The sequence below is a fragment of the Burkholderia dolosa genome, assembly GCF_902499135.1.
GTDB classification, from domain to species: Bacteria; Pseudomonadota; Gammaproteobacteria; order Burkholderiales; family Burkholderiaceae; genus Burkholderia; species Burkholderia dolosa.
Genome location: NZ_CABVPR010000022.1, coordinates 17,857 through 39,245, shown reverse-complemented (window position 1 = coordinate 39,245; position 21,389 = coordinate 17,857). Strand labels below are relative to the sequence as shown.

The 21,389-nt window shown below is 68.2% G+C and carries 24 protein-coding genes; 12 read left to right on the top strand and 12 right to left on the bottom strand.

Annotation, left to right across the window (positions count from 1 at the left end; all coding sequences use genetic code 11):
* Positions 1-318 precede the first annotated feature (318 nt).
* Positions 319-672 (top strand): hydroxyisourate hydrolase, encoded by a 354-nt coding sequence (gene uraH / locus BUB20358_RS12290; RefSeq protein WP_035972195.1) that lies wholly within the window; start codon positions 319-321, stop codon positions 670-672.
* A gap of 53 nt (positions 673-725) precedes the next feature.
* On the top strand, positions 726-1,919 hold the full coding sequence (locus tag BUB20358_RS12285) for a urate hydroxylase PuuD (protein ID WP_006764088.1): 1,194 nt from the start codon (positions 726-728) through the stop codon (positions 1,917-1,919).
* A gap of 331 nt (positions 1,920-2,250) precedes the next feature.
* Here BUB20358_RS12285 and BUB20358_RS12280 read toward each other — a convergent pair whose 3' ends face one another.
* A complete protein-coding gene (locus tag BUB20358_RS12280) occupies positions 2,251-2,463 on the bottom strand; it encodes a hypothetical protein (protein WP_052688667.1) in 213 nt (70 codons plus the stop codon).
* A gap of 74 nt (positions 2,464-2,537) precedes the next feature.
* Between BUB20358_RS12280 and BUB20358_RS12275 the strand changes: the two genes are divergently transcribed.
* Positions 2,538-2,687 (top strand): hypothetical protein, encoded by a 150-nt coding sequence (locus BUB20358_RS12275; protein WP_158380474.1) that lies wholly within the window; start codon positions 2,538-2,540, stop codon positions 2,685-2,687.
* A 74-nt stretch (positions 2,688-2,761) separates the two neighbouring features.
* Here the strand turns inward: BUB20358_RS12275 and BUB20358_RS12270 are convergent, their stop codons facing one another.
* From BUB20358_RS12270 to BUB20358_RS12220, 11 genes are all read right to left on the bottom strand, one after another.
* Entirely contained in the window at positions 2,762-3,274 is a 513-nt protein-coding gene (locus BUB20358_RS12270) for an ureidoglycolate lyase (protein ID WP_035972194.1), read from the bottom strand.
* Positions 3,271-4,284: an allantoicase gene (gene alc, locus BUB20358_RS12265; protein WP_006764086.1), complete on the bottom strand. Its 1,014-nt coding sequence runs from the start codon at positions 4,282-4,284 to the stop codon at positions 3,271-3,273. The genes BUB20358_RS12270 and alc overlap by 4 nt, the downstream gene beginning before the upstream one ends.
* 62 nt (positions 4,285-4,346) lie before the next feature.
* Positions 4,347-4,868, bottom strand: coding sequence for a 2-oxo-4-hydroxy-4-carboxy-5-ureidoimidazoline decarboxylase (uraD, locus tag BUB20358_RS12260; RefSeq protein ID WP_006764085.1), 522 nt, complete (start codon positions 4,866-4,868; stop codon positions 4,347-4,349).
* Entirely contained in the window at positions 4,865-5,818 is a 954-nt protein-coding gene (gene puuE / locus BUB20358_RS12255; protein WP_006764084.1) for an allantoinase PuuE, read from the bottom strand. The genes uraD and puuE overlap by 4 nt, the downstream gene beginning before the upstream one ends.
* 148 nt (positions 5,819-5,966) lie before the next feature.
* A complete protein-coding gene (locus BUB20358_RS12250; protein ID WP_006764083.1) occupies positions 5,967-6,806 on the bottom strand; it encodes an aspartate/glutamate racemase family protein in 840 nt (279 codons plus the stop codon).
* 10 nt (positions 6,807-6,816) lie between these two features.
* On the bottom strand, positions 6,817-8,301 hold the full coding sequence (locus BUB20358_RS12245) for an NCS1 family nucleobase:cation symporter-1 (RefSeq protein ID WP_006764082.1): 1,485 nt from the start codon (positions 8,299-8,301) through the stop codon (positions 6,817-6,819).
* Positions 8,302-8,450: 149 nt separating this feature from the next.
* Positions 8,451-9,155: a GntR family transcriptional regulator gene (locus BUB20358_RS12240; RefSeq protein ID WP_006764081.1), complete on the bottom strand. Its 705-nt coding sequence runs from the start codon at positions 9,153-9,155 to the stop codon at positions 8,451-8,453.
* Between the two features lie 309 nt (positions 9,156-9,464).
* A complete protein-coding gene (ldcA, locus tag BUB20358_RS12235; RefSeq protein WP_006764080.1) occupies positions 9,465-10,403 on the bottom strand; it encodes a muramoyltetrapeptide carboxypeptidase in 939 nt (312 codons plus the stop codon).
* A gap of 112 nt (positions 10,404-10,515) precedes the next feature.
* Complete coding sequence (gene tadA / locus BUB20358_RS12230) at positions 10,516-11,091, bottom strand: tRNA adenosine(34) deaminase TadA (protein ID WP_035972193.1); 576 nt, start codon at positions 11,089-11,091, stop codon at positions 10,516-10,518.
* Positions 11,088-11,489: a DnaJ family domain-containing protein gene (locus tag BUB20358_RS12225; RefSeq protein WP_006764078.1), complete on the bottom strand. Its 402-nt coding sequence runs from the start codon at positions 11,487-11,489 to the stop codon at positions 11,088-11,090. Before BUB20358_RS12225 ends, tadA begins: the two co-directional genes overlap by 4 nt.
* A gap of 253 nt (positions 11,490-11,742) precedes the next feature.
* Positions 11,743-12,954, bottom strand: a complete 1,212-nt coding sequence (locus BUB20358_RS12220; protein ID WP_035972192.1) for an MFS transporter — start codon at positions 12,952-12,954, stop codon at positions 11,743-11,745.
* Between the two features lie 433 nt (positions 12,955-13,387).
* On the opposite strand from BUB20358_RS12220, the gene BUB20358_RS12215 reads away from it, so the two are divergent.
* The 9 genes from BUB20358_RS12215 (at position 13,388) to BUB20358_RS12175 (ending at position 21,385) form a co-directional block, all read left to right on the top strand.
* Entirely contained in the window at positions 13,388-14,164 is a 777-nt protein-coding gene (locus BUB20358_RS12215; RefSeq protein ID WP_006764076.1) for a GntR family transcriptional regulator, read from the top strand.
* A complete protein-coding gene (locus tag BUB20358_RS12210; protein WP_006764075.1) occupies positions 14,161-15,900 on the top strand; it encodes a fumarate reductase/succinate dehydrogenase flavoprotein subunit in 1,740 nt (579 codons plus the stop codon). The genes BUB20358_RS12215 and BUB20358_RS12210 overlap by 4 nt, the downstream gene beginning before the upstream one ends.
* Positions 15,901-15,914: 14 nt before the next feature.
* The gene (locus BUB20358_RS12205; RefSeq protein WP_006764074.1) at positions 15,915-16,160 is read left to right on the top strand and encodes a 4Fe-4S dicluster domain-containing protein; all 246 of its coding nucleotides are present in this window, start codon (positions 15,915-15,917) and stop codon (positions 16,158-16,160) included.
* A 47-nt stretch (positions 16,161-16,207) separates the two neighbouring features.
* Positions 16,208-17,632 carry an ABC transporter substrate-binding protein gene (locus BUB20358_RS12200; protein ID WP_006764073.1) on the top strand — a complete coding sequence of 475 codons (1,425 nt, stop codon included), beginning with the start codon at positions 16,208-16,210 and terminating at the stop codon, positions 17,630-17,632.
* Positions 17,633-17,670: 38 nt separating this feature from the next.
* Complete coding sequence (locus BUB20358_RS12195; RefSeq protein WP_006764072.1) at positions 17,671-18,546, top strand: ABC transporter permease; 876 nt, start codon at positions 17,671-17,673, stop codon at positions 18,544-18,546.
* Entirely contained in the window at positions 18,543-19,331 is a 789-nt protein-coding gene (locus BUB20358_RS12190) for an ABC transporter ATP-binding protein (protein WP_035972190.1), read from the top strand. Before BUB20358_RS12195 ends, BUB20358_RS12190 begins: the two co-directional genes overlap by 4 nt.
* A 44-nt stretch (positions 19,332-19,375) precedes the next feature.
* The gene (locus BUB20358_RS12185) at positions 19,376-20,386 is read left to right on the top strand and encodes a HEAT repeat domain-containing protein (protein ID WP_006764070.1); all 1,011 of its coding nucleotides are present in this window, start codon (positions 19,376-19,378) and stop codon (positions 20,384-20,386) included.
* On the top strand, positions 20,383-20,709 hold the full coding sequence (locus tag BUB20358_RS12180; protein WP_006764069.1) for a gamma-butyrobetaine hydroxylase-like domain-containing protein: 327 nt from the start codon (positions 20,383-20,385) through the stop codon (positions 20,707-20,709). Before BUB20358_RS12185 ends, BUB20358_RS12180 begins: the two co-directional genes overlap by 4 nt.
* A gap of 193 nt (positions 20,710-20,902) precedes the next feature.
* Entirely contained in the window at positions 20,903-21,385 is a 483-nt protein-coding gene (locus BUB20358_RS12175; protein ID WP_006764068.1) for an NUDIX hydrolase, read from the top strand.
* The last annotated feature ends 4 nt before the right edge of the window (positions 21,386-21,389 follow it).

Here is a 21,389-nt window from a genome sequence, read left to right as displayed (position 1 = left end):
CAAGCGTGCGCCGCGCACAATGCGCGGGCCGACATACCGTCCTTCACGGTTTCGATATGGCGCGCCGCACGGCTTTGCCGGTGCCCGCGGCGCCGGCCGCCGCGCGTTCGCGCCGCCATCGACACGCGTTCATGCGCGGCGCATTATCTTCGATATCGCGCCCGTATTTGCGCGGCGAACCTTTTTACAATGCCTGCACGGCGCTCGCTTCAACTTCGCCGACGGGTATGTAGCCACGTGACGTGGAGCCTCGATCCGCCGCACTGTCATTGGATCGAGCCGCCGCCGAACCTCGCATTCACACAAGGACAATTGCGAATGGGAAAGCTCACTACCCACGTACTCGATACGGCGCACGGTCGTCCCGGCGCCGCGCTCAAGGTGGAACTCTACGCGCTGGACGGCGAATCGCGCCGCGCGCTCAAGACCGTGCAGACCAATAGCGACGGACGCTGCGACGAGCCGCTGCTCGAAGGCGCCGCGTTCGCCGCCGGCGAATACGAGCTGGTATTCCATGCCGGCGACTACTTCGCATCGCTCGGCGTGAAAGTGCCCGAACCCCGTTTCGTCGATCGCGTCGTGCTGCGCTTCGGCATTGCCGATCCGGCCGCCCACTACCACGTGCCGCTGCTGGTATCGCCGTGGTCGTACAGCACGTATCGCGGCAGCTGACACACGCATCGGCTGCCCGCATCAACACAACGATCCGAGTCTGGAGGAGTTTCATGGAAGGCTTCATCACCGACTGGCTGAACCTCGCGCTGCGATGGCTGCACGTCATCGCGGCGATCGCGTGGATCGGCGAGTCGTTCTATTTCGTCGCGCTCGACAACAGCCTGAAGCCGCCGACCGACGCGAACCAGCGCAAGCGCGGCGTGTTCGGCGAACTGTGGCACGTGCACGGCGGCGGCTTCTACAACATGCAGAAGTACACGGTCGCGCCGCCCGAGATGCCGGAAGACCTGCACTGGTCGAAGTGGCCGTCGTATACGACGTGGATGTCGGGCTTTGCGCTGTTCTTCGTGCTGTACCTGCTCGCGCCGAACACGTATCTGATCGACAGGAGCGTGCTCGACATGGGGCCGGTGGTCGCGGTCGCGTCCGCGCTCGGCTTCCTGATGGCCGGCTGGATCGTCTACGACTCGCTGTGCCGCATGCTCGGCACCAACGATCGCGTGCTCGGGATCTGCGTGGGCATCTATGTCGTCGTCGCCGCGTATCTCGCGTGCCACATCTTCGCCGGCCGCGCCGCGTATCTGATCGTCGGCGCGATGCTCGCGACGATCATGTCGGCCAACGTGTTCTTCGTGATCATCCCCGGCCAGCGCAAGATGGTCGACAAGATGCTCAAGGGCGAAGAGCCGAATCCGATCTACGGCAAGCGCGGCAAGCAGCGCTCCGTGCACAACACGTACTTCACGCTGCCCGTCGTGTTCGCGATGCTGTCGAACCACTACGCGATGACGTACGCGAACCAGTACAACTGGGTCGTGCTCGTGCTGATCATGCTGGCCGGCGCGCTGATCCGCCAGTTCTTCGTGATGCGTCACCGCGGGCAGCAGCTGTGGTATCTGCCGCTCGGCGGCGTCGCGCTGATGGCCGGCGCGCTGGTGTGGACGATGCCGAAGCCGGTCGCATCGGAAGCGCAGGCCGCGAATGCGCCGAAGATCGCGGTCAAGGACATCATGCCGATCCTGCAGCAGCGCTGCGTCGAGTGTCACTCGTCGAAGCCGACGCTGATGGGCAGCGCGCCCGCCGGCGTGATGTTCGACACGCCCGACGAAGTGTCGAAGAACGCGCAGCGCATCTACGAACAGGCCGTGCGGCTGAAGACGATGCCGATCGGCAACGTCACGCACATGACCGACGACGAGCGCACGAAGCTCGCCGCGTGGTTCGAGGGCGGCGCGGTGAAGTAAGCCGCCGTGCGCCGGGCGGCGATGTCCGGCGCGATCCGCTTCGTTCTCGGGGCCCGGAAACGGGCCCGTTTTTTTGCCTGCTGCGAACGGCTGCGAATGCGGTTCAAAGGTGTCGCGCCGTACGCAGCCGACACGCCGCGCGCAGGCCCCGCGACGCTCACGTCGGTGCCGGCGCCAGCGCGACTTGATCCCGGAGCCGGTCGCGCAACGCGACGATGCGCCAATCGTCGCAAGCGCCCCGGATACAGCACGTGATACATGACGCGGCACGCCACCGCCGCACCGACGTCGAACAAGGCGTGGAGTCCGCCGCGAACTCGCACGCGGGCATCTAAGGCTCCGCGAGAGCGACCTCCGCGCCATCCGTCACCGCCTGCACGACATCGCGCGGATTCGGCGATGCGACGCAGCGGTCGCCGTCGAAATCGTCGATGCCGGTCGCTGCCATCCACTCGGGCCAGCGCGGCGACGTCACACCGTCGACGTCTTCGCAATCCATCCGGCCGAGCATGTTGCGCAGCGTTTCGCCGATGTCGAAGCGCACATCGTGCGCCGGCAGCTCGCTCGCCCCGGCACCGCGTAGCCGATCCCAAAGCGACGTCGCGCGCTCTGCAGCCGATGGCCGATACCGTCGTGACGAACGCGCGCACGCCCGGCATCGCGCTGCGCCGGTTCCGCAACGCGACGCGACCCGACGCGCAGCCGCTCGTCGCGCTACCGCATCGCGCGTACGAACGGGAACCGCTCGCAGCACTCGCAGCACCGTGAAACGCGCACGGCGCACATGAAAAAACCCGCGCGAATCGCGCGGGTTCCTGTATCGCACTGCGACGAACGGCGGCTCAGGCCGTCACCGCGTCGAGCGCATCCTCGGTGAGCCACAACGATTCGGGCAGATCCTGCTCGTTCAGGTTCAGCCCGTCGCCGCCGCGATCGACGACGATGAAGTCGCTGACTTCGCCGAGCGCGATCAGCGGGTGATGCCACACGCCCTTCGCATAGTTGACGCCCTGCCAGCCGCTCGTCACGAACGCGCGGATCTTCGACGGATCGAGATCGCCGGCCGGCGCAACGACGACCAGATACGGCCGGTCGTTCAGCGGAATGAACGCCTGGCTGCCGAGCGGATGCCGCTCGAGCATCTTCACCTCGAACGGCAGCGTGCGCGGCTGGCCGCGGAACAGATTGACGAGCGTGCGCCCGCCTGCGTCGGTCACGTCGATCTTCGCGAGATCGTGAAAACGGATCGTCGTGCCGAGATTGATCGGAATCTGCTTCGCCCCTTCCGTCTCGATCACGTCGCCGAACGGCGCAAACGCGGCCTTGGTCAGCGGTTCGATGGCGAGCGTCTTCATTTGTCGAGCGTCCCCCACAGGCGCAGCCGCGACACGCCGCCGTCGGGAATGATGTTCAGCCGCACGTGCGTGACCGGGCCGAGCGACTCGATTTCGCGTTCGAAATAGTGCTGCTTGTCCATCTGCAGCTTCTGCTCGCCGAGCAGCGTCGGCCAGAACATCGACTGCGTGATCAGCGAGCTGTCGGTGCCGCCCGATACGTACGCGGCCTGGATCGAGCAGCGGTCCGGATAGTTGCCCTTGAAGAATGCGGTGTCGACTTCGATCCGGCGAATCACGCCCGGCTGCGCGAGCGCGACGATCGCCCAGTCGTTGCCCGGCTCGCGGCGACGACGCGTCTCCCAGCCGTCACCCATGTTCACGCCGCGGCCCGGCAGCAGCAGGTTCGACGCGGCACCGAAGTGCTGGTTGTTCGCCGCGACGATGTACCCGCCGTTCTCCATCGCGGCGAGATCGAACTGCTCGGTCGCGCTCGCGCCGGCCCAGTCGAGCTGCGGCTGACCATACACGCGCAGGCGCGCGATGCCGCCGTCCGGGTAGATGTTCAGGCGCAGATGCGTGAACGCGCGTGCGTCGTGCGCTTCGATGTAGTGATGGCTGTTGCCCTGCAGCGTCGTCGACGGCACGATCTCGACCCACTCGGTCGCATGCGTCGGCACGCCGTCGGCGACGTACGCGGCCTCGACCGACGCGGCCGGCGGGAAGTTGCCGGTGAAGTGGCTCGTGTCGATATCGAAGCCCTTGATCACGCCCGGGCGCGCGAGCTTCACGATGCACCAGTCGTAGCCGGTCGTGCGCTTGCGGCGCGTCTCCCAGCCGTCCATCCACTTGCCGTGGTCGTCATACTTGCCGGGAATGAACACTGCGGGCTCGGGGTTCAGCATGCGCTCCTTCGGCGCGAAGAAATCGTCGCTGGCTTCGAGCGCGTGCGCACCGAGACGCGGATCGGCGAGGTTCACGTAGCGCCGCGTGAATTCGGGGGCATCGGGATCGAGAAGCGGAAGAGCCATGATGTTTCCTTGTTTCAATGAGGCGAAGCGGCCCGCCGCGGCGCAGCAAGCCGTGTGCGGTGTCACGCGTCGATCAGGTCGTCGAGGCGAAAGCGCGCGATCCGGTAGATCTGGTCGAGACTCGTGCGCAGCTCGTCGGCGCGCGAATGATTCACGCGCTGCTCGAAGTTCGCGATGATGCCGTGCCGGTCGTAGCCGCGCACCGCGAGGATGAACGGGAAGCCGAACTTCTCGCGATACGTGCGGTTCAGCGTCTGCAGCTTGTCGAATTCTGCCTGCGTGCACTGGTCGAGGCCCGCGCCGCTCTGCTCGCGCGTCGACTCGGCGGTCAGTTCGCCGCGCACCGCCGCCTTGCCGGCCAACTCCGGGTGCGCGTTGATCAGCGCGAGCTGGCGTGCTTCGCCGGCCGTTTCGACCGCGCGCGACATCGTGTCGTGCAGCGCGTCGATGCTCGCGAACGGCCGCTCGGCGGCGGCGAGCTCCGCCACCCACGGCGAGTGCTCGAAAATGCCCGACAGCGCCGCGACGAACGCGCTCGGCGCCATCGCATTCAGTTGCTCCAACGTGTAACGCATCGCCTTCATGCTTTCCCTTCGTTTCGATGATTGGGCTGATACGGATGATGTTCACGCCAGTGGCGCGCGATATCGACACGGCGCGTCACCCATACGCGGTCGTGCTTCTCGATGTGGTCGAGGAAACGCTGCAGCGCGCGGAAGCGGCCGGGCCGGCCGAGCAGCCGGCAGTGCATGCCGATCGACAGCATCTTCGGCGCTTCGTCGCCCTCTTCGTACAGCACGTCGAACGCGTCGCGCAGGTAATGGAAGAAATGGTCGGCGGTATTGAAGCCCTGCGGCGTCGCGAAACGCATGTCGTTCGTGTCGAGCGTGTACGGGACGATCAGCTGCGGCGACGTGCCGCCGCCCGACACCTCGACGTCCATCCAGAACGGCAGGTCGTCGCCGTAGTAGTCGGAGTCGTACAGGAAGCCGCCGTATTCGGCGACGAGGCGATGCGTGTTCGGGCTGTCGCGGCCCGTATACCAGCCGAGCGGACGCACGCCGGTCACGCGCTCGATCGCTTCCATCCCGAGCCGCATGTGCTCGGCCTCGAGCTCGGGCGTCACGTTCTGATAGTGAATCCAGCGCCAGCCGTGACACGCGATTTCATGGCCGAGCTCGACGAACGCGCGCGCGACCTCCGGGTGGCGCTCGATCGCCATCCCGACGCCGAACACCGTCAGCGGCAGCGCGCGCTTTTCGAACTCGCGCAGAATGCGCCACACGCCGGCCCGCGAACCGTATTCGTAGATCGACTCCATGCTCATGTGGCGGTCAGGGTACGCGGCCGCGCCGACGATCTCCGACAGGAACTGCTCGGAAGCCGGGTCGCCGTGCAGCACGCAGTTCTCGCCGCCCTCTTCGTAGTTCAGCACGAATTGCACGGCGACGCGGGCGCGCCCCGGCCAGTTCGCCTGCACCGGGTGGCGGCCGTAGCCGATCAGGTCGCGAGGATAGCGGGAGTCGTTTGACATGGTTCGAGAAGCGACGAAAGCGGGCTGGAAATAATGGGTTCGCATCGGTCGCGCAGCGCCGGAAGCACGCTGCGCGGGCCGATGCGATGACGGCCCAGTGTAGCGAAAACGCCCATACGCGCCCATACAGCGGCGCAGATAGTGCAGGTCACACGGTGTGTATGTGCGGTCGCGGCAAAGCCGGCGCCGGCTCGGCGACGACGGTTGCGCCGCGCGCGGCGGCTGCCGCGGCCGCCGGCTCGCTCGCCGCGTCGCCGGGCGGGCTGAAGCGGGCGAACTCGCCGTCGTAGCGCTTCGCGAGCGGCCGTGCGTAGTCGCCGCGCTTCGCGGTCGCGAGGCGCAGCGACACGAGCGCCTCGGCCCACTTGACGGCAGCCGTCACGCCTTCGACCACCGGCGCGCCGATCTGCTGCTCGATCTCGTGCGCGAACTCGGCCATGCCCGCGCAGCCGAGCACGATCGCATCGGCGCCGTCCTCGTCGAGCGCGCGCCGGCATTCGTCGACGATGATCCGCCGCGCCGCCGAGCCCGGCCGGTCGAGTTCGAGCACCGCGACGTCGGTCGCGCGCACGTTGCGGCAGAACCGCTTCATCCCGTAGCGCTCCGCGAGATGCCACGCCATCCCGCAGGTGCGCGCGAGCGTGGTGACGACGGAGAAGCCGGGCGCGAGCACGCTCGCCGCGTGCATCGCGGCCTCCGCGATGCCGATCACCGGCCCGCGCGCGAGTTCGCGCGCCGCATACAGGCCGGGGTCGCCGAAGCACGCGATCACGTACGCGTCGAAGCCGTCACGCTCGCCCTGCGCGATCTCGGCGAGCAGCCCCGGTGTCGCGAGTGCCTCGTCGTAATACCCTTCGATCGACGGCGGTCCCATCGTCGGGCTCACAGCGACGATCTCGGTGCCGGCCGCCGCGACTTCGCGCGCGCAGCGTCCCATCGCGTCGGTCATGCGCTGCGTCGTGTTCGGATTGATCAGCTTGATCTTCATTGCGCGCTCCTCAATGCTTCGCGCCCGCGAACACGCGATAGAACACGAAGCCGAGCCCCGCGCCGATGAACCACGAGAAGTTCGCGACGTCGCCCCAGCCCGGCATCATCACGCACACGATCGCGATCAGCGCCGCCGGCAGCAGCGCGGCCAGCGCGCGGCGGTTCACGCCGCCGGTGTACCAGTACGCCCCGCTCTGCGACATCGTGTACAGGTCGTCGCGCGCGAGCCGGCCGCGCTTGACGAGATAGAAGTCGGCGATCAGCACGCCGTACAGCGGGCCGATGAACGCGCCGAGCACGTCGAGCGTGTAGTGGATCACGGCCGGGTTGTTGAACAGGTTCCACGGCGTGATGAAGATCGACGCGACGGCGGCCAGCATCCCGCCCGCGCGCCAGCTGATCAGCCGCGGCGCGACGTTCGAGAAGTCGAACGCCGGCGACACGAAGTTCGCGACGATGTTGATGCCGATCGTCGCGATCGTGAACGTCAGCGCGCCGAGGATCACCGCGGTCGGATGATCGATGCGGCCGACCGTCTCGACCGGGTCCGTGATCAGTTCGCCGAACACGGGCAGCGTCGCGGCCGTCGTGATCACCGTGACGAGCGAGAACGCGAGGAAGTTGACCGGCAACCCCCAGAAGTTGCCGCGCTTCACGTCGCCGAACGAGCGGCAATAGCGCGAGAAGTCGCCGAAATTCAGCATCGGCCCGGAGAAGTACGACACGACGAGCGACACGGCGGTGATCATCACCGGAATCACCTGCGCGCCGTGATACTTGACGCCGCCGAGATTGATCCCGATGTTGCGCCAGCCCGCGCGCCACACCATGTAGCCGGCGAGGATGAACATCACGACGTAGACGGCCGGGCCCGCGAAGTCGATGAACTTCTTGATCGTCTCCATCCCGTTCCAGAACACGAACGCCTGCAGCACCCACAGCAGCATGAAGCCGGCCCAGCCGACCGCGGACAGCCCGAGAAAACCGTAGCGATGAACGTCCGCGTACGGCATCCATTGCGGGAAGAATTTCAGCACGACGATCACGAGCGCGCTCGATGCGAGATACGTCTGGATGCCGTACCACGCGATCGCGATCAGCCCGCGAATCACGGCCGGCACGTTCGCGCCGAGCACGCCGAACGTCGCGCGGCACGCGACCGGATACGGCACGCCGATCTGCTGGCTCGGCCGCGCGATCAGGTTGCACAGCAGATTGACGATGCCGATCCCGACGATCAGCGCGATCAGCACCTGCCAGCTCGTCAGCCCGAGCGCGAACAGGCTGCCGGCGAACACGTAGCCGCCGACGCTATGCACGTCCGACATCCAGAACGCGAAGATGTTGTACGAGCCCCACGTCTGGTTTCGAAGCGGCGCCAAATCTTCGTTGTACAGCCGCTCGCTGTAGCCGTCCGGCAGCGCGGGGCCGCCGCCGTCGCTGCGGCCTTCCGCCGGATAGGCGCTGTCGTGCGCCACACTGAACTGAGCCATGACTTCTCCTTGATGCGGCCGGATCGCCGCTCATCGTCGTCGACATCGCTCCGGATCCTCGCCCGGAGTCGGACTTGCGGCCCGCGGCATACCCGCAGGCCGGCATTGCTCTCGTCCGTGTGGCGCGCAGCCGTGGTTCGCGTCGCCGCTCAGGCGCCGCCGAACACTTCGCGCAAATCGACCTGCCCTTGCGCGGGCCGGTCCAGCATCTTCAGTTCGACATGCTGCAGGTGGTGCGCCATCAGCGCCGCCGCCCGCTTCGGATCGCCGGCTTCGAGCGCGGCCAGGATTTCGCCGTGGTCGTCGAACGAGCACGGGCTGCGACCGTGCGATTCGTACAGCGCCGACATCAGCGTCGAGCGTGCGACGAGCCCTTCGAGGCACTCGCAGAGCGTCGCGTTGCCCGTCAGCGCCGCGAGCGCCGTATGGAACTCGCCCGACAGCCGGATCCACGCGGCGAAATCGTGCCGCTCGAACGCCTTGCGCTCCTTGTCGATCAGCGCCGCGACACCCTTCAGCCGCTTCGCGCCCGGCCCGGTCGCGAGCCGCTCGACGACCGCGAGCTCGATGATCCGGCGCATCTCGAACACCTCGTGCACGTCCTGCAGCGTCGGGCTCGCGACGAACGCGCCGCGGTTCGGCTCGAGATCGACCAGCTTGTCGGTCGCCAGTTGCGCGAGCGCCTGGCGGATCGTCCCGCGCTTTACGCCGAATACGTCGCAGAGCTGCGCCTCCGTCAGCTTCGCGCCGGGCGCGAGCCGATGCTCGAGGATCGCGGTGCGGATCCGCTCGGCGATCGCTTCGGGGCCGGCGGCGCCGGACGACGGGGATTCGGGCTCGTTCATGATCTGCATCGTGTGATGGTCCTCATCGTAGAACGGACATAAAGATTGTCAACAATTCTTTTCCCGGAGTTCGCACAATCGGCGCGCATCGACGCGCATCGATTCGGTGCGTCGCGCACGAAATCCATGCATGGCAAGCGTTTCAGGCCCATCCGCAAGTGATGTCGGCGTATACCCGGCCGGAAATTTTGTTGACAAAAATGGTGCACGAAATGGCGGAGAGCATGTTGCCGGCGTGCCGAATTGCCGATCGTTAGTTGCGCACTTGCCAAAAGAAAAAGGCGGGAAAACCCCGCCTTGCGATCGTACCGGTTCGGCTCAGCCGAGATGCGGATAGTCCGACATCGTGAGCCGGAACCCGTGCGCATTCGCGACGAGTTCCGCGCGCGCGCCGAACGGCAGCGTCAGCAGATCGGGAACGTGACCGAACTGCAGCCCGGTGATCACCGGAATGCCGATCACCGAGCGCACCTGATCGATCATCGCCTGCATGTCGTAGCCGTTGTCGTACTCGAACGGCCGCGCGCCGGTGAACTGTCCGAGCACGAGCGCCTGCTGGCGCGCGAGCAGTCCAGACAAATGCAGCTGGTAGATCATCCGCTCGATCCGGAACGGCTGTTCGTTGACGTCCTCGATGAACAGGATCCCGCCGTCGATGTCCGGCATGTACGGCGTGCCGACCAGCGACGCCAGGATCGCGAGATTGCCGCCCCACAGCGTGCCCGTCACGTTGACGGTCTGCGCCTGCGGCGCCTCGGCGACGATCGTCGTGCTCGGCTGCGTCAGCGTCCGCCAGAAATGCTGCATCGTGAATTCGCTCGGCGTCTCGGCGCCGAAGTCGGCCGACAGCATCGGGCCGCCGAACGTCTTGATCCGCGCCTTCGCATACAGCGCGAGCTGGATCGCGGTGAAGTCGCTGTGGCCGACGAGCGCGATCGGCTGATCGCGCAGGCGGCGCTCGAGCCCGCGATAGTCGAGCCCGTGCAGGATGCGCGCGGCGCCGTACCCGCCGCGCACCGCGAGCGCGATGTCCGGCAGCGGCCGTTCGGGATCGGCGAGCCGATTCAGATCGCCGGCCCGTTCGCCGTCGGTGCCGCCGAAACGCTGGAAGCGCCGCTGCGTCGCCTCGACGTTCTCGATCCGGTGCTGCGCGATGCTCAGGCGTTCGAGCGCGCGATTGATCGCGTCGGGATCGTGCGGATAGCCGGACGGCGCAAGCAGGCGAATGGTGTAGGACGCGGCGGGCTGGAAAGACATGGCTGGAGGGTGTCGGTTCGTCAAACCTGCTTAGAGGGTCCGAACCGTCGCCGGTTCACCGGGCTTGTCGGGCCCGGCGCGCCGGTGCGGCTCGATCGGCGATGCGGTGAGCCTATGACGCGCCGGACGCGGCGTCGCGCGCGAGTCGCGCGTCGCGCAATGCGCGCCGGCGCTCCGCGAAGAACGATTTCAGCGCGGCGCCGCACTCGTCGGCGAGCACGCCGCCGATCACTTCGGCATGGTGGTTGAGCTGCGTGTTCGCGAACGCGTCGATCACGCTGCCGCATGCGCCCGTCTTCGGATCGGGGGCGCCGTACACGACGCGCGCGATCCGCGCATGCATGATCGCGCCCGCGCACATCAGGCACGGCTCGAGCGTCACGTACAGCTCGCAGCCCGGCATCCGGTAGTTCTGCAGCCGCTGCGCGGCCATGCGCAGCGCGGCCATTTCCGCATGCGCGGACGGATCGTGCCCGCCGATCGGATGATTGAAGCCGCGGGCGATCACTTCGTCGCCGCGCACGAGCACCGCGCCGACCGGCACCTCGCCGGCCGCGCGCGCCTCTTCGGCCGCAGCCTGCGCGAGACGCATGAAATGCGCGTCGCGCGCCGACACGGGCGCCGCTTCGACAGAAGGAGAACGGACGGAAGAATCGGTTGCCGCGTCGCGCAGCACGTCGGACGTCACATCGGCCCCGCTTCGGCGGACGCGTCGTCGAGCCCGCGTTCGCACAGGCGTTCCGCGATGCGCCGGCAATACTCGCGCGGCATCACCATCGGGCCGCCGCGCAGCGATTCGAGCGCCATGTCGAGCGCGAGGATCTTCGCCTGCAGCCGGCAACGCGCGGCGCGGTCGCTCACCGCCTGCAACTCGTCCTGCAGGTTGCGCAGCGCGCGCAGCTGTTCGACGGCCGGCGGCACGAAGCCCGCGTTCTTCAGGATACGGTTGGCCACCCGTACCTCCTCGGGCACGAGGAGGTCGTCATCCAGCGCCTGAGGTGCGCCGGTACCCGGCAAATCGTCGAACTCGCCCCGCGCGGCGGCGGCGGCAATACGCTGTTCGACCAGGGCGTCAAGCAATCTCATCAGTCAATCGGAACAATGCGGCAGGCGAATTCTAGCAGGGTGACGCGCGTATGACAGGCCCGTTCGAATGGATGTTCGATATTGCATTTTTAGGGGCAGGATCCGCGCGTATGCGTGCCGATGCCCGTTACTTCGCTCGTTCGCTGCGCCGCAGCGAGCGTCGCGCGACCGCGGGCCGAGCGCAGGCCGCGTCGATCGGCCCGCTTTCGCGCTCGCCGGTGCGCGCGCCGGCGTTCGTCACGCCGTTGCCCGATCAGGCCGCGACCGCATCCGCGTGCGGTTTCGCGAACGGACGGAACGTCATCGCGATCAGGCTCGCGCCGACGCCGATCGCGAACGAGCCGAGGTACAGCCAGCCGTAGCTGCCGAGCGTGTCGACGATCAGGCCGCCCGCGACGGGCCCCGCCGCCATCCCGAGGCTGCCGGCCATCGCACTGCCGCCGATCACCGTCCCCATCATCCGCAGCGGGAAGTTCTCGCGCGCGAGCACCGAATACAGCGGCATCACACCCGCGTAGATGAAGCCGAACAGCGTCGCGACCGCGTAGAAGCCGTCGAGCGTGCGCACGAAGTAGTAGCCGAGCGCGCCGAGCGCCTGCGCGAACAGCCCGGCCACCAGCATGCGCTTCGCGCCGAACCGGTCGCCGAGGATGCCGAACGCGATCCGGCCGCCCATCCCCGCGAGCCCTTCGACGCTGTAGATCGACACCGCGACGATCAGCGGGATCCCGCACGTCACCGCATAGCTGACCGTATGAAAAATCGGACCGGAATGCGTCGCGCAGCAGAAGAAGTTGGTGAGCAGCAGCACGACGAACTGCGGCGAGCGCAACGCATCCGCGACCGACATCGACGAATGCGCGGCGGCGTCCGCCGGCGTCGCGGTCGTGCGCTCGAGCGCGGGCGCGCGGCGCACGAGCAGCGACGCCGGAATCATCACGGCGGCCGCCAGCACGGCGATCGCCAGCATCGACGTGCGCCAGCCGTACATCGACACGAGCCATGCGGCGAACGGCGACATCGTCATCGGCGCCATCCCCATGCCGGCCGACACGAGCGATACGGCCAGACCGCGGTGCGTGTCGAACCAGCCGGTCACGCAGGCCATCATCGGCGCGAATATCGCAGCCGTCGCACCGCCGACGGCGATGCCGAAGATCGCCTGGAATGCGAACAGCGACGACGCGCGGCTCGCCAGCGCGAGGCTCGCGGCCAGCAGCACCGAGCCGGTCACGACGACCGCGCGCGTGCCGATGCGGTCCGACAGGCTGCCCCACGCGATGCTCGCGAACGCCATCGCGATGAAGCCGAGCGTCATCGCGGCCGAAATGCCGGTCATCGACCAGCCGGTGTCGCGCGCGATCGGCCGAAGAAATACGGGCAGCGAAAACATCGCGCCGATCGCGACGCAACCCATCACGCCGCCCGCGGCGACGATGATCCAGCGGTATCGGGAATCCTGCATCGGGTGTCTCCTTGGTCGTGTCGACATCATCGGGGAAACCGGCGCGGGCGTCGACGCGCGGCCGGTCGATATCGGTACGACGAACGGGCTCGCGCGAAATCGACATGCGCGGCTGGCCCAGACGAAAATTTTTCGGCATCGGCGGATTGACGCGTGCGCGGTCCATCGCGCGCCGCGCACCGGCATCCGCAGGCAAACCGCCCGACGCGCACGCCGCCGCGTCGCCGCGTCGCCGCGCCGTCACGCCGTCACGTCATCACGTCGCTCGCCCGTCACGAGAACCGGCGTATTCGCGCGCCCCGCCGCCGCGCCGTTCTCCCGCGACCGCGCCGCGCCCCTTTTCCGGAATCGGAAAGTCGAAATCAGAAATAGTTGGTTGGGCCGCGCAGCGGCGCTGCCTACACTCGAGCCTTCTTGTCATAACAAGTTACCGATGACCCCGCCCAACGTCGTGCCGCTGTCGGCGGCCCCGCTCTACGTGCAGATCAAGGACACGCTGCGCGCACGCATTCTCGACGGCACCTATGCGCCGCACAGCCGGATGCCGTCCGAGCACGAACTCTGCGCGATGTTCGACGTGAGCCGCATCACCGTGCGGCAGGCGCTCGGCGACCTGCAAAAGGAAGGGCTGCTGTTCAAGCTGCACGGCAAGGGTACGTTCGTGTCCAAGCCGAAGGCGTTTCAGAACGTGACGTCGTTGCAGGGCTTCGCCGAAGCGATGTCGTCGATGGGCTACGAAATCGTGAACCAGCTGCGCAGCCTGCGCACCGTGAAGGCCGACCGCCATCTCGCGACGAAGCTGAACCTGCACGAAGGCGCGCCGCTCGTCGAGATCCATCGCGTGCGGCTGCTGAACCGCGAGCCCGTGTCGCTCGAACGCACGTGGGTGCCGGAGGCGCTCGGCAAGCGCATCGCGGGCGCCGATCTCGCGACGCGCGACATCTTCCTGATCCTCGAGAACGACTGCGGCGTGCCGCTCGGCCACGCCGACGTATCGATCGACGCGATCCTCGCCGACGACGAGATCGTCGATGCGCTGCGCGTCGAGGAAGGCAGCCCCGTGCTGCGCATCGAGCGCCTGACGCACGACGCGGCCGGCGCGCCGATCGACTACGAACACCTGTACTTCCGCGGCGATGCGTTCCAGTACCGGCTGCGCATCGACCGCCATCGTCCGAACGCGCGCAAACCTGCGAGGAAATCCCGATGAATACCCATGTACTCGAATACGACATCGTCGTGGTCGGCGGCGGCACGGCCGGCCCGATGGCGGCGATCAAGGCGAAGGAGCGCGATCCGTCGCTGCGCGTGCTGCTGCTCGAAAAGGCGAACGTGAAGCGCAGCGGCGCGATTTCGATGGGCATGGACGGCCTGAACAACGCGGTGATCCCCGGCCATGCGACGCCGGAGCAATACACGCGCGAGATCACGATCGCGAACGACGGGATCGTCGATCAGCAGGCCGTCTACGCGTACGCCGCGCACAGCTTCGCGACCATCGAGCAGCTCGACCGCTGGGGCGTGAAGTTCGAGAAGGACGGCACCGGCGACTACGCGGTGAAGAAGGTGCACCACATGGGCTCGTACGTGCTGCCGATGCCCGAAGGCCACGACATCAAGAAGGTGCTGTATCGGCAGCTGAAGCGCGCGCGCATCGCGATCACGAACCGGATCGTCGCGACGCGCGTGCTGACCGATGCGCACGGCCGCGCGAGCGGCGTGCTCGGCTTCGACTGCCGCAGCGCCGACTTCCACGTGATCCGCGCGAAGGCCGTGATTCTGTGCTGCGGCGCGGCCGGCCGCCTCGGCCTGCCAGCGTCCGGCTATCTGATGGGCACGTACGAGAATCCGACCAACGCGGGCGACGGCTATGCGATGGCGTACCACGCGGGCGCCGCGCTCGCGAACCTCGAATGCTTCCAGATCAATCCGCTGATCAAGGACTACAACGGTCCCGCGTGCGCATACGTGACCGGGCCGCTCGGCGGCTTCACCGCGAACGGCAAGGGCGAGCGCTTCATCGAGTGCGACTACTGGAGCGGCCAGATGATGTGGGAGTTCCATCAGGAGCTGCAGAGCGGCAACGGGCCCGTGTTCCTGAAGCTCGACCATCTCGCGGAAGAAACCATTCAGACCATCGAGCAGATCCTGCATACGAACGAGCGGCCGAGCCGCGGCCGCTTCCATGCGGGGCGCGGCACCGACTACCGGCATCGGATGGTCGAGATGCACATCTCGGAGATCGGCTTCTGCAGCGGCCACAGCGCATCGGGCGTGTACGTGAACGCGCGCGCGGAAACGACCGTGCCGGGCCTGTACGCGGCCGGCGACATGGCGGCCGTCCCGCACAACTACATGCTCGGCGCGTTCACGTACGGCTGGTTCGCCGGACAGAACGCGGCCGACTACGTCGCCGGCCGCGATCATGCGCCCGTCGACGACGCGCAGGTCGAAGCCGAACGCGCGCGCGTGTTCGCGCCGCTCGCGCGCGAGCACGGCCTCGCGCCCGCGCAGGTCGAATACAAGCTGCGCCGGATGGTGAACGACTATCTGCAGCCGCCGAAGGTCACGCGGAAGATGGAAATCGGGCTGCAGCGCTTCGCCGACATCGCCGGCGACATCGAATCGATCAAGGCCGATCATCCGCACGAGCTGATGCGCGCGGCCGAGGTGCGCGCGATCCGCGACTGCGCGGAAATGGCCGCGCGCGCGTCGCTGTTTCGCACGGAAAGCCGCTGGGGGCTGTACCACCACCGCGTCGACTTTCCGCACCGCGACGACGCGCAATGGTTCTGCCACACATGGCTGCGCAAGGCCGACGACGGCACGATGCGCAGCGAGAAGCGCGCGGTCGAACCGTACATCGTGCCGCTCGCCGACGACGAACGCAGCGCATACGCCCATCTGCGCATCCGCGAACCGGCCGCGCTCGCGGCCGCTCTTTGACGAGGAGCTACACCGTGCCCCATACGCCGCACGACATCTTCCTGCGCAGCAGCGCGCCCGTGACGATCGACGAGGAACGCTGCATCGCCGACAAGGGCTGCACCGTATGCGTCGACGTGTGCCCGCTCGACCTGCTCGCGATCGACGTGACCAAGGGCAAGGCGTACATGCAGTTCGACGAATGCTGGTACTGCATGCCGTGCGAACGCGACTGCCCGACCGGCGCCGTGAAGGTCGACATCCCGTATCTGCTGCGCTGAGCGCGCATCGGCTGCCCATCGATTTCCCTCTACCGGACCGACGACAGATGAACATCACGCTACGGACGCTGCGCGTCCTTGCCGCGTCGCTTGCGCTCGCCGCCGCGGGCGCCGCGGATGCCGAAACGATCCGCGTCGCGATCGGCACGCAGGACACGACGATCAATTGCGCGACCGGCGGCCTGCTGATCCGCGAACTGCACCTGCTCGACAAGTATCTGCCGCGCACCGGCAAGTATCGCGACGTCCGATACGACGTGCAGTGGAAGGACTTCACGTCCGGCGCGCCGCTCACCAACGAGATGGTCGCTGGCAAGCTCGACTTCGGCGCGATGGCCGACTTCCCCGGCGCGCTGAACGGCGCCGCGTTCCGCAACGCCGGCCGCAGGAGCGTGTTCATCGCGGTGCTGGACGGCAGCATCGACGGCAGCGGCAACGGAATCGTCGTGCCGTCGAATTCGCCGGTGCGCTCGCTGGCCGATCTGAAGGGCAGGACGATTTCGGTGCCGTTCGCGTCGACCGCGCACGGGATGCTGCTGCGCGCGATCAAAGCGCAGGGATGGAATCCGGACACCGACGTCAACATCGTCACGCAAGCGCCCGAGGTGGCCGGCAGCGCGCTGAAGGCGAACAAGATCGACGCGCATGCGGACTTCGTGCCGTTCGCCGATCTGTTCCCGTATCGCGGGATCGCGCGCAAGATCTACGACGGCGCGCAAACGCATGCGCCGACCTTCCACGGCGCGCTCGTCGACGCCGACTATGCGCAGCGCTATCCGGAAGTCGTCGTCGCGTACCTGCGCGCGGCGATCGAAGCGAACCGGCTGCTCGCGCAAAACCCGGAGAAGTACAGCCTGCTGATCGAGAAGGTCACCGGCATCGACGCGCCGGTCGACTATCTGTATCACGGCCCGCTCGGCATCCAGACGCGCGACTTCACATGGAAGCCCGAATACCGGCAGGCCGTCGCGACCGCGATCGACACGCTGAAGCTGCTGAAGAAGACCGACACCGCGCCCGACCCGGCGACGTTCGTCGACGACCGCTACATCCGCGCGGCGTTCGCCGCATCGGGGCTCGACTACGACGCGGCGCTGAAGCGCTACGGCCGGCAACCGCTCGTCGCGAACGATGCGTCGACCGGCAAGCCGATCCGCGATTTCAACGACGTCGCGCAGGTGTGGCCGGCCGGCGACGAGGCCGTGCGTCATTACGCGAACCCGGCGTCCGCGTTCGCGGCGCTCGCGAAGCTGGGCCCGTCCGCGAAGGTGCGCGCGGTGTTCGTGCACGACCATGCGAGCGGACTGAAGCTGTTCGCCGACCAGGCTTGGTACGTGAAGGACGCGCAGGGCACGCTCACCGCGTTCCTGCTGAAGTCGAGTGCCGACGCCTACGCGCAGCGCGTGTCCGGTTCGGTCGTCGACTATGCGGCCGCGCGGACCGTCTCCACGCCGGCGCTCGCCGCACGCTGAACGCTCTCTCCTCTCCCTTCATCGATACGGATATCCGCATGGCCGCGACCTTCGAGCTTGCCAAACGCCGTCTCTCCGAACCGTCCCGCGCCGGCGACGCGCGCGCCGCGCATCCCGCCGTGCGTGGCGCGCGGCCGCTGCTGCGCCGTCGTGCCGCGCGGCTCGCGTCGCTCGGCGCGTGCCTCGCGCTGTGGCAGGCCGCCGTCCATTGGCGGCTGTCGCTCGGCGTCGTCACGTTCGCGAACGTTCCCGCCCCGGCCGACGTCGGGCCGGCGCTGTGGACGCTGCTGCACTCGCCGAAGCTGCCGATGCACCTGTTCGCGAGCGTCACGCGCGTGCTCGCGGGTTTCGCCGCGGCGGCGCTTGCCGGCGTCGGACTCGGGCTCGCGATCGGCCGCTACCGCGCGCTCGAAGACGCGCTGCTGCCGCCGCTCGAGGTGCTGCGGCCGATTCCGGCCGTCGCGTGGATTCCGCTCGCGATCCTGATGTTTCCGTCGTCCGAGCTGAGCATGATGTTCATCACGTTCGTCGGCGCGCTGTTCCCGATCCTGCTGAACACCGTGCACGGTGCGGAAGCGGTCGATCCGCGGCTCGTCGCGACTGCGCGCAGCCTCGGCACGCGCGGTTTCGCACTCTACGCGGAAGTGATCCTGCCCGGCGCGGCGCCCGCGATCTTCACCGGGCTGTCGATCGGGATGGGCACCGCGTGGTTCTGCCTCGTCACCGCGGAGATGATCGCCGGCCAGTACGGGATCGGCTATTTCACGTGGGCGTCGTACACGCTGCAGAACTATCCGGACATCGTCGTCGGCATGGCGCTGATCGGGCTGCTCGGCATGGGCAGCAGCCTGCTCGTCAAGCGGATCGGCACCGCGCTCACGCCGTGGTACGCGCCGCACGGAGGCCGGCGATGAGCGCCGCCGCAGCGGCATCGGCCGCGCCCGGCCGCGTCGGCGTGCGCGGGCTGACGATCGAACTCGGGCCGCCGCACGCGCGCTTCGCGGCGCTCGACTCGCTCGAGCTCGACGTCGCGCCCGGCGAATTCGTCTGCGTGCTCGGGCCGTCCGGCTGCGGAAAATCGACGCTGCTCGGCGCGCTCGCCGGGCACGTCGCGGCCACGCGCGGCGAGATCGTCGTCGACGGCGAGCCCGTCGATCGCCCGCACCCCGATCGCGGCCTCGTGTTCCAGCAGCACACGCTGTTTCCGTGGAAACGCGTGATCGACAACGTCGCGTTCGGCCTGAAGATGAAGGGCGTGCCGGCACGCGAACGGCGCCGCGAAGCAGCCAAGCTGCTCGAACTCGTCGGGCTCGGCGGCTTCGGCGCGCACTACCCCGCGCAGCTTTCCGGCGGCATGCAGCAGCGCGTCGAGATCGCGCGCGTGCTGATCAACCGGCCGCGCATCCTGCTGATGGACGAACCGTTCGGCGCGCTCGACGCGCAGACGCGCCGCCGCATGCAGATGCTGCTGCTCGATATCTGGTCGCGGATCGGCACGACCGTGCTGTTCGTCACGCACGACATCGACGAAGCGCTGTTTCTCGGCGATCGCATCCTGATGCTGTCGCCGCGGCCGGCGCGCATCGTCGCCGACATGCGCGTACCGCTCGCGCGACCGCGCACCGACGACAGCACGACCGCGCCCGCGTTCGTCGACATCAAGCGGCGCTGCCTCGCATTGCTGCGCGACGCGGGCTGATCCCGCACCCGACACCTTCCTTTCACCGCTCCGATCGTTCGACCATGACCCTTTCTTCGTCCGTTTTTCCGCTGTCCGATGCACACGACGCACACGACGCACACGATCGCGAGCACGCCGCGCTCGCCGCGCGCGTCGCGGCGCCCGATGCGTCGGTGCGCCGCGTCGCGCTGCTCGAACTTGCCGATCTCGAAGATCCCGCGCTCGTACCGGCGTTCGTCGCGGTACTGCGCGACGATCCGTCGGCCGACGTGCGCAGCGAAGCCGCGCGCGTGCTCGGTGCGTGGGAGCAGCCCGACGTCGTCGACGCGCTGTGCCGCGCGCTGCTCGATCCGGACGACGGCGTGCGCGCGACCGCCGCGCAGAGCCTGTCCGAGCTGAAGGATCCGGCGTCCGGCGCGGTGCTGTGCCGCTGGGCCGAGCGGCCCGAAGCGTCGGTGCGGCGCGCGGCGCTGCGCGGGCTGCGCGAATTGCGCGCGGCCGATGCGTATGCGCCGGCGCTGCGCGCGCTCGATACCGACGACGCGGCCGTGCGCGCGGAAGCGGTCGCCGTGCTCGGCTGGCTCAAGGACGCACGCGCGCTGCCCGCGCTCGGACGGATCGCGACCGACGATGCCGACGCCGACGTACGGCGCATCGCGATCGGCGCGGTCGGCTTCGCGGCCGCCGACGATGCGAGCGTGGTGCGTGCGCTGCTCGCCGCGCTGCGCGACCGCGCGTGGCAAGTGCGCGAGGAAGCGGCCGCGACGCTCGGCAAGCTGCGTGTGACCGCGGCACGCGACGCGCTCGTCGCCGCGCTCGACGACGACTACTGGCAAGTGCGCTTGCGCGCGGCGCGCGCGCTCGGGCAGCTGCGCGATATGACTGCGGCACCGGCGGTCGCCGCGCTGCTGTCGCATTCGATCAGCAATCTTCGCAAGGAGGCGGCGCTCGCGCTGGGCGAGTTGCGCGACCGCGCGTCGCTGCAGGCGCTGCAGGCCGCGTTCGACGATCGCGACCCCGAAGTGCGCAAGGCCGTGCGCATCGCGATCCGGCAGATCGACGACACGCCGTGACCGCGCCGGCCGAACTCGTGCTCGATCATGCGGCGCGCGTGCTGACGTTGCGCTGGCCGGACGGCCGAACGCAGCGCCTCGACTATGTGCGGCTGCGCAGTGCGTGTCCGTGCGCCGCGTGCCGCGCGCTGCGCCGTCGCGGCGAAATCGTCGACGCGCCGGCCGACCTGACGCTGGCCGGCGTCGAACCGTTCGGTTACGGCATCCGCATTGCATTCGGCGACGGTCATGCGCGCGGCATTTATCCGTGGTCGTATCTGGCCGAACTAGGCGGCAGCAGCGAAACGAACGCGGGAGCCGCGACGCGCTGCCCGGCCGTCTGACCCTTCCGACGCACCGGCGCACCGGCACTTGCCGCATCGCCGGCATACGCGCGCGAACGCTGCGATACTTGACGGCTACGGGCGCCCTCCCCGTTCGTCGCGGCGCGCACGTGCAGACGGCAAGTCCGACCGTTCGCCCGGTGCGCCGACACGAAGCACGACTGCGCGTCCGTATCCGTACCGAGGTCAGACCATGTCGAAGCCATCGTCCCGCACCGCCGGCGCCACACCGAACGTGCGCGCCGTTCCCGCCGTGATCGGCGTCGTTGTCCGCGACCGCGACGTGCTGCTCGTGCGCCGCGCGAACCCGCCCGACGCGGGCCGCTGGGGCTTTCCCGGCGGCAAGATCGAGCCGGGCGAGCCGATCGCGGACGCCGTCGTGCGCGAAATCGTCGAAGAAACGGCAGTGGAAGTCGACGCGCTGGACGTCTTCACCGCGCTCGATGCGTTCGACCGCGACGACGACGGCACGCTGCGTCAGCATTTCGTGATGGTCGCGGTGCTGTGCCGCTGGCTGCGCGGCTCGCCCGCGGCCGGCGACGACGCGCTCGACGCACGCTGGTTCGACCTCGACGAACTCGCTCGCGACGATCTGCCGATGAGCGCGGGCGTGCGGGATGTCGCGCGGCGCGCGCTCGAGCGGGCATCGTTCACCGCCGAGCGGCTTCGCCGCTGAATCG